The 5,013-nt window shown below is 69.1% G+C and carries 3 protein-coding genes; 2 read left to right on the top strand and 1 reads right to left on the bottom strand.

What is annotated here, in order from left to right:
- Positions 1 to 312 precede the first annotated feature (312 nt).
- Positions 313 to 978 (bottom strand): TetR/AcrR family transcriptional regulator, encoded by a 666-nt coding sequence (locus ACWDA7_RS50220; RefSeq protein ID WP_450614571.1) that lies wholly within the window; start codon positions 976 to 978, stop codon positions 313 to 315.
- Positions 979 to 1,180: 202 nt separating this feature from the next.
- On the opposite strand from ACWDA7_RS50220, the gene ACWDA7_RS50215 reads away from it, so the two are divergent.
- Entirely contained in the window at positions 1,181 to 4,402 is a 3,222-nt protein-coding gene (locus ACWDA7_RS50215; protein WP_450614569.1) for a bifunctional cytochrome P450/NADPH--P450 reductase, read from the top strand.
- Positions 4,403 to 4,536: 134 nt separating this feature from the next.
- On the top strand, positions 4,537 to 5,013 hold a 477-nt coding region (locus ACWDA7_RS50210), incomplete at its 3' end, for an alcohol dehydrogenase catalytic domain-containing protein (RefSeq protein WP_450614567.1).

Raw genomic sequence — 5,013 nt, 5'->3', positions numbered from 1 at the left:
CCGCCGCGATTTGGCACAACTTCCAGACCGGGCAGGCGGTCAGCCGGTCACTGACCGCCTACGACCACTGACCGTGTTCGGAAAGACTCGTCTAGCAGCACCAGACTTGGCACGGCCATCGCGAGCAGGACACTGAGCGCTGTCTTGGGCCGCAGATCGGCCGCCCGGCCCAGCCGCAGCACATCGCGCATCCGCGGCGGCCGCATCGAGACGGCCTTTCGGGTGTGATGGATGCCTCCTTGTGCGCCGCCGCCTGAGCTCGCCCGCCCTGGGGCCTGCCTCAAGCGGGCAGGTCGCCTCAGGACTGCGGACTCATTGGCCGGCGCGCCGGCCGTCACGATCGGCGGTGAGCCGGCTTTCCAGGCCCGTGATGATCGTGTCCAGCACCAGGCGGAACATGCGGTCCTCGTCAGGGCCTGTCTCCGTGGGCCCGTTTTCGCTGGGAGCGGGGGCGGGGGGCGTGAGGTTCGACCACTGGTGGAGCGCGCCGTTGAGTTCGGCGGTGAGGACGCCGATGACAACAGCGCACATGACAGCGGCGATCTGCGGGACCTCTGCGTGCGGCACCCCTGCGGAGTCCAGCGTCGCGGTGAGCGCAGCCCAGAAGGGGTCTTCGGGCTGGATGAAGTCCGGCTGGCTGAACGAGTAGGCCATGAGCTTGGGGTGACGGTGTGCCAGCGTCCGGAAATCCGTGGCGAGCAGGCGGATGCGCTCCTGCCAGGGAGAGTCCTCCAGCGTCACGGTGCGGAACTGGGCGCCGACCATTCTCGCCACGCCGTGCAGCAGGGCGTCCTTGTTCGGCACGTGGTGGTACAGCGACATCGGGTTCGCATCCAGCACGGTGGCGAGTTTGCGCATGGTGAGCGCCTCGACCCCGTCCGCGTCGATGAGCTGCAGGGCGGCGGCATAGATCCCGGCCTCGGTCAGAGGAACGTCTCTCTTCCTTGTTCCCCGCGGGGGACGCTTCGCCTTTTCCATACCCCGTACGGTACCAGTTTCGTACGACGTACGGAACTGGCGCGGCCGCGGGTGCCGGAGCGCCCGCACGTATGGCCCCGGCCGCGCTTGACTTTCCATACGACGTATGTTTCTACTACTTCCATACGACGTATGTTTTCGTCCAGCGCGGCATCGCCCGGCGCCCTTGCCCATCCCTCTCTCCCCGTCGAAGGAGCAAGCCATGACCACGCACTCCGCGAACGACCTTCGCCCCATACGGTCCCCGCGTGGGGTCCCCCTCCTCGGCCACACGACGCAGATTCCCGGCACCAACCCGTTCGCCTACTTCGCCGAGCTGTCCAAGCAGTTCCCCGAGGGCATCTTCAGCTTGGACATCGCCGGGATCGAGCAGGTCTTCGTCTACGACCCGGACCTGGTGGCCGAGGTCTCCGACGAGACGCGGTTCTTCAAGCAGATCGAGAAGACGCCGCTGTACCACGTCCGGGACTTCGCGGGCGCGGGGCTGTTCACGGCCCACCAGCACGAAGAGGAATGGGGCATGGCGCACCGTGTCCTGCTGCCGGCGTTCAGTCAGCGGGCCATGAAGGCCTACTTCGGGCAGATGCTGGAGATCGCCCAGAACCTGGCGGGCAAGTGGGAACGCAGGGAGGGGCAGCCGGTCAACATCACCGACGACTACACCCGGCTCACCCTGGACACCATCGCCCTGTCCGGGTTCGGCTACCGGTTCGACTCCTTCGACAAGGAGGAGCTGCACCCCTTCCTCAACGCGCTGCTGGGCGCGCTGATCGAGTCGCTGCGGCGCTCGCAGGAACTGCCGATGATGACCAAGCTCCGCAAGGCGGACGACAAGAAGTACCGCGAGAACATCCAGCTGATGCAGGACTTGGTCGAGAGTGTGATCAAGGAGCGCCGCGAGGGGAAGGGCACCGGTGAGGAGGACCTGCTGGGCCTGATGCTGGAGGCCACCGACCCGGAGACCGGCAAGCCGCTGGCCGACGACAACGTCCGCGACCAGGTGCTGACGTTCCTGATCGCCGGTCACGAGACCACCAGCGGCCTGCTGTCCTTCGCCACCTACTCGCTGATGCGCAACCCGCACGTCCTGGCCCAGGCCTACGCCGAGGTCGACCGCCTGCTGCCCGGCGACACCGTCCCGGACTACGACACGATCATGCAACTGGACATCATCCCGCGCATCCTGGACGAGACCCTGCGCCTGTGGGCTCCCATCCCGCTATTCGGCAAGACGGCGCGGGAGGACACCGTCATCGGCGGCCGGTACGAGCTGAAGAAGGGTACGAAGGTCCTCATCCTGGAGGGCCCGCTGCACACCCACCCCAAGGCGTGGGAGCGGCCGGAGGAGTTCGACATCGACCGGTGGCTGCCGGAGAACCGGGCCCAGCAGCACCCGCACGCCTACAAGCCGTTCGGCAACGGCGTGCGTGCCTGCATCGGTCGCCAGTTCGCGCTCACCGAAGCTCGCCTCGCCCTCGCGCTCGTCCTGCAGAAGCTCAAGTTCTCCGACCCGGACGACTACAAGATGGACGCCCGGGAAGCGCTGACGCGCAAGCCCGGCGACTTCAACCTCGTCGTGCGGACCCGCCAGGAGCACGAGCGGACCGTTTTCGGCGCCGCGGACCTGCACAGCGATGCTGAGCAGCAGCAGGCCGCGGTCAGCGGTGTCGGGGTGAACCTGACCGTCGCCTACGCCTCCAGCCTGGGCTCGTGCGAGGACCTGGCGCGCACCATCGCCGACCGCAGCGAGCGCTCCGGATTCGGCACGACGCTGACGAGCCTGGACCAGCTGGGCGACAACCTGCCCACCGAGGGCCTGCTGGTCGTCGTCGCCGCCAGCTACAACGGCAAGGCACCCGACAACGCCCAGCGCTTCGACGACCTGATCGCGACCGGGCTGCCCGAGGGCTCACTGTCGAACGTGCGGTTCGCGCTGCTGGGCGCCGGCAACACCCAGTGGGTGGCGACCTACCAGGCCTTCCCCAAGCGGATCGAGGAAGGGCTGCTGGCCGCCGGCGCCACCCCCGTCATCGAGCGCGGCATCGCGGATGCCGCCGGCGACTTCGACGGCATGGCCACCCGCTGGATGGACACCCTGTGGGCCACCCTGGCCGAGGAGTACGCCGCCGACACCTCCGACGACGGCGCGCCCCGCTACCAGGTGCAGCTGCTGACCGAGGCGGACGTACGCCCCGCCATCGTCTCCGAGCAGGCCTACCCCCTGACCGTGGTCGCCAACGAGGAACTCGTGGCCGACGCGACCGGGCTGTGGGACTTCCAGATCGAGCCGCCGCGCCCGTCCGCGAAGTCCATCACCATCGAGCTCCCCGAGGGCGTCACCTACGACACCGGCAACCACCTGGCCGTCTTCGCCAAGAACGAGCCCGCGCTGGTCAACCGCGCCCTCGGCCGCCTCGGCGTCGACCGCGACCAGGCCCTGCGCCTGGACCAGCCGGCCGGTGGCCGCACCCACCTGCCGGTGGGCACCCCGGTCACAGCCGGCCTGCTGCTCACCGAGTTCCTGGAGCTGCAGGACGTGGCCACCCGCTCCCAGATCCAGACGCTCGCCGAGTACACCCAGTGCCCGTGGACCAGGCCGCAGCTCCAGGCGTACACAGCCGACACCGAGGAGGCCGAGGAGCGCTACAGCAAGGAGATCCTCGGCAAGCGCGTCTCGGTGCTGGGCCTGCTGGAGCGCTTTACGGCGGTCGAGGTGCCGCTGGCGGTGTTCCTGGAGATGATGGGCCCGATCCGTCCGCGCTTCTACTCCATCTCGTCCGCCCCGTCGGCCGACCCGCGTCATGTGCGCCTGACCGTCGGCCTGCTGGAGGGCCCGGCGCTGTCCGGCGACGGCCAGTACCGCGGCGTGTGCTCCTCCTACATCGCAGACCTCGAACCCGGTGACGTCATCTACGGCTACGTCCGCGTCCCGTCCCCGACGTTCGCCCCGCCGGCCGACCCCGCCACGCCGCTGATCCTGATCGGCCCTGGCACCGGCATCGCACCGCTGCGCGGCTTCCTGGAGGAGCGGGCCCACCAGCACGAGAACGGCACCGAGGTCGGTCTCTCGCAGGTCTTCGTCGGCTGCCGCCACCCTGAGCACGACTACTTCTACCGCCAGGAGATGCAGGACTGGGAGCGGGCCGGGATCGCGCAGGTGCACACCGCCTTCTCCGCGGTGACTGGCCACCCCGCCCGGTTCGTGCAGAACGCCATCGCAGGCGCCGCCGACACGGTGTGGCAGGCCCTCGAAGAGGGCGCGTACCTCTACGTCTGCGGTGACGGCCGCCGCATGGCACCCGCTGTACGCGAGGCGCTCGCCGCGATCTACCGCCAGCACACCGGCAGCGACGACGAGGCCGCCCAGCAGTGGCTCGCCCAGCTCGAGGCCGACGAGCGCTACCAGCAGGACGTCTTCGCCTGACCTCAGACGCCGGGAGGCGTGCGGCGCAGTCCTGCCACCCCGCACGCCTCCCGGCCACCACAAGCCCGTCAGACACCACACGGCACCCGTCGGTCCGAACTGCCGGGAGTGCCGCTCACAGAAAGCAGATCTTCATGGACACCATGCTCGCCGGACGCTTCCACCTGGACAGCAAGAAGTTCCTTGTGGAGGAGGTCCCCGTCCCCGTGCCCGGTCCGGGCGAGGTCCTCATCGAGGTCAAGGCCGCCGGCGTCTGCCTCTCGGACGTCCACCTGATCGACGGCTCCCTCGTCCCGCTGTTCGCCACCTCCGACACGGTCACTGTCGGACACGAGGTCTCCGGTGTGATCCACACGCTCGGCCCCGACCTCAAGCGCGGCCTGACCGTCGGCACCCGCGTCACCCTGGAGGCCGGCAAGACCTGCGGCCATTGCGCCGGCTGCGTGCGCCACCGCCCCTGCACCCAGATGCTCACCGCCGGCATCGACTACGACGGCGGCTGGGCCCAGTACACCCTCGCCCGCGAGGACACCCTCATCCCCATCCCCGACAGCCTCCCCTTCGACCAGGCCGCGATCATCCCCGACGCGGTCTCCACCCCCTACGCCGCC

The organism is Streptomyces sp. NPDC001156, assembly GCF_053598275.1.
The sequence above is the reverse complement of the archived record's forward strand: the minus strand, read 5'-3'. Positions and strand labels throughout refer to the sequence as shown.

Excerpts from the sequence above, each read along its gene's own strand:
- ACWDA7_RS50215 (WP_450614569.1), top strand. The coding sequence starts at position 1,181 with ATGACCACGCACTCCGCGAACGACCTTCGCCCCATACGGTCCCCGCGT.
- ACWDA7_RS50220 (WP_450614571.1), bottom strand. The coding sequence starts at position 978 with ATGGAAAAGGCGAAGCGTCCCCCGCGGGGAACAAGGAAGAGAGACGTT.